Here is a 669-nt window from a genome sequence, read left to right on the forward strand (position 1 = left end):
TAGTGTTGCAGATGGCGTTACAGCTTGTTGAGCATACACTTGTTTTTGAGCCAAGATTTGAGATGTATTGTCAAATTTATTTAAGCGGACATATAAAGTTGCTGGAGTCAAAGAAGTCCAGATGAAATTTTTAGTTCCTTGAATTCCGGTCCAATAATTAGGATTGTTATCAATAAATATCCCAGCGTTAGGAGCATTAGTTGCACTCCAAGTGATGGGTGTCGTGCAAGTACTGGCTCCAGGATTCAATGTACATCCTGGGTCATTAAAAGATAGTGTTGCAGATGGCGTTACAGCTTGTTGAGCATACACTTGTTTTTGAGCCAAGATTTGAGATGTATTGTCAAATTTATTTAAGCGGACATATAAAGTTGCTGGAGTCAAAGAAGTCCAGATGAAATTTTTAGTTCCTTGAGTTCCGGTCCAGTAATTAGGGTTGTTATCAATAAATATCCCAGCATTAGGAGCATTAGATGCGCTCCAGGTGATGGGTGTTGTACAAGTACTGGCTCCAGGATTCAATGCACACCCTGGGTCATTAAAAGATAGTGTTGCAGATGGCGTTACAGCTTGTTGAGCATACACTTGTTTTTGAGCCAAGATTTGAGATGTATTGTCAAATTTATTTAAGCGGACATATAAAGTTGCTGGAGTCAAAGAAGTCCAGAT

General features: G+C 39.2%; 1 protein-coding gene. It reads right to left on the minus strand.

Annotation, left to right across the window (positions count from 1 at the left end):
• Positions 1-669: hypothetical protein (locus QNI24_RS15385; RefSeq protein ID WP_283708772.1), on the minus strand; the 669-nt coding region annotated here is incomplete at both ends.

Source organism: Marinicella marina (assembly GCF_030065545.1).
GTDB lineage: Bacteria > Pseudomonadota > Gammaproteobacteria > Xanthomonadales > Marinicellaceae > Marinicella > Marinicella marina.